Annotated in this window: 3 protein-coding genes; 2 read left to right on the forward strand and 1 reads right to left on the reverse strand. The window is 70.3% G+C overall.

The window, feature by feature from the left end:
- Window positions 1-97 precede the first annotated feature (97 nt).
- Window positions 98-676, forward strand: a complete 579-nt coding sequence (locus ACQKIP_RS46130) for a hypothetical protein (RefSeq protein WP_365856511.1) — start codon at window positions 98-100, stop codon at window positions 674-676.
- Here the strand turns inward: ACQKIP_RS46130 and ACQKIP_RS46135 are convergent.
- Window positions 648-1139, reverse strand: a complete 492-nt coding sequence (locus ACQKIP_RS46135) for an RrF2 family transcriptional regulator (RefSeq protein WP_365856513.1) — start codon at window positions 1137-1139, stop codon at window positions 648-650. The genes ACQKIP_RS46130 and ACQKIP_RS46135 overlap by 29 nt on opposite strands.
- Window positions 1140-1244: 105 nt before the next feature.
- Here ACQKIP_RS46135 and ACQKIP_RS46140 point away from each other — a divergent pair.
- The coding region (locus ACQKIP_RS46140) for an SDR family oxidoreductase (protein WP_427745736.1) at window positions 1245-1972 on the forward strand (728 nt) is incomplete at its 3' end.

The raw sequence follows: 1972 nt of genomic DNA on the forward strand, positions 1-1972 counted from the left end.
CGGCCGGCTGTCACAGGTGTGCTGCAGTGGCCGGGCGACCGCCGGGAGTTGATTCACTGGGGAAACCGATGGACGGCACCGCACCGAGGACTCAACCTTGACCCCGTACTCCCTGGCCTTCTACGTCGACGTCGTCACCACCGGCACCGTGCTCGGCGCGGGTCCCGCGGCCTCTCCTGACGACGTCACCGAAGTTCTCGGGACGGGCTTCGCCGAGAACGTCTTCGGCGGCCGCAGCATGTGCCGTGACTACGGCCTCGCCGAGTTCTTCTGGGACCGGGCCTCCGCGGACCACCCCTGGTCGGGCCACCACTTCACCCTGCAGGTGCACCGACTCGCGCACCGGCAGCGCACGCTCGTCAACGAGGAACTGCGTGCCCGCTACGGCCGGTTCACGCCGCGGCTCCGGTTCGGCAAGCTGCGACGTCTCCTGGACCGGCGCGGGGTCCCGCTTGTCGAGATCCCCGAACTCCCGGCGAACGCCCCGTACTTCCGTACGTTCTGGCAGCCCGATTCCCGTGTGGCCGTCTCGGTCATCGCCACCTGCGGCGAGTACAGCACACCCGACCGTCTGCGGGTCGGCGACGTGTACGGCATCCAGGCGCCGATGACGGCCGGAGAAGTGGAGCGGCGCGCGGCGCGGGGCCTCAGCCGTCCGTGGCGTTCGCCGCGTTGAGCCACGTCCCGATGGCGGGCAGGGCGTCGGGTCCGCTGTCCTGCTCCACCGTGCCGACCAGGTCGGCGATGGAGACCTCCCGCAGGGATGCCCGCCAGGCGGCGTCGGCCGCGCTCATCGCGCGGGCGATGGGACACGCCTTGGTGCAGTCATCGGGCGGCGTCCCGAAGGGGCCGCGCTGGCGGATCTCGGTGCAGACGAACGCCGGGCTCGCCCCGTCGACGGCCTGCACCACGTCCAGGACCGCGATGTCGGCGGCCGGCTTGGTCAGGACGTAGCCGCCTGTCTTGCCCTGGACGGACTTCACCAGATCCGCCCGCGAAAGCGCCTGCATCTGCTTGGCCAGGTAGCTGGGCGAGACGTCGTGCAGCTGCGCCAGCCGGGCAGCCGGGACCGGCTCGGTTGCCGCGGTGAGCACCACACAGCAGTGCAGTGCCCATTCCACGCCGCCGGACAGTTTCATGCGCCCTCCCAGTTGACTCGGATACAGGCTATCCGAGTATCATCTCGGACAACAGGTATCCGAGTTTGCGCAGCAGGGAAACTCGGTTCACAGAAGGGCACGATCATGAACATCACGGTCATCGGCGGTACCGGACTGATCGGTTCGCAGCTCGTCGCCCGGCTTCGCGAGGCGGGACACGAGGTCGTCGCCTCGTCCCTGTCGACGGGAGTCGACCTGCTCACCGGCGCGGGCCTCGACGAGGCACTCAAGGGCGCGGACACGGTCGTCAACGTGTCGAACTCGCCCACGTTCGACGAAGCGTCCCCGGACTTCTTCCGCACCACCACCGGCAACCTCCTGGCCGCGGGGGAGCGCGCCGGCGTCCGCCACCAGGTCATCCTCTCCATCGTCGGCGTCGACCAGGTGCCGCAGCTGGACTACTACCGCGCGAAGACCCTCCAGGAGGACCTGCTGCGGCAGGGACCCACCCCGTACTCGATCGTGCGCGCCACCCAGTTCTTCGAGTTCATGGACGCGGTCCTGTCCTGGACCTCCGACGAGCAGACCGTCCGGCTGCCCGCCACGCGCATCCAGCCCCTGGCGACCGCCGACGTGGTCCAGGCCCTCGCCGACGTCACCACCGCCCCGCCGCGCAACGGCACGCTCGACGTCGCGGGCCCCGACGTCTTCCCGCTCGACGAGCTCGGCCGCCGCACGCTGGCGGCCCGCAAGGACCCCCGCTCCGTCGTCACCGACGAGAAGGCGGGCATGTTCGCCGCCGTCGAGGGTGACGTCCTGATCGCAGGACCCGACGCACGCCTGGCCGCCACCCGCTACGAGGACTGGCTCGC

It is taken from the genome of Streptomyces sp. NPDC059900, assembly GCF_050270335.1.
Lineage (GTDB): Bacteria > Actinomycetota > Actinomycetes > Streptomycetales > Streptomycetaceae > Streptomyces.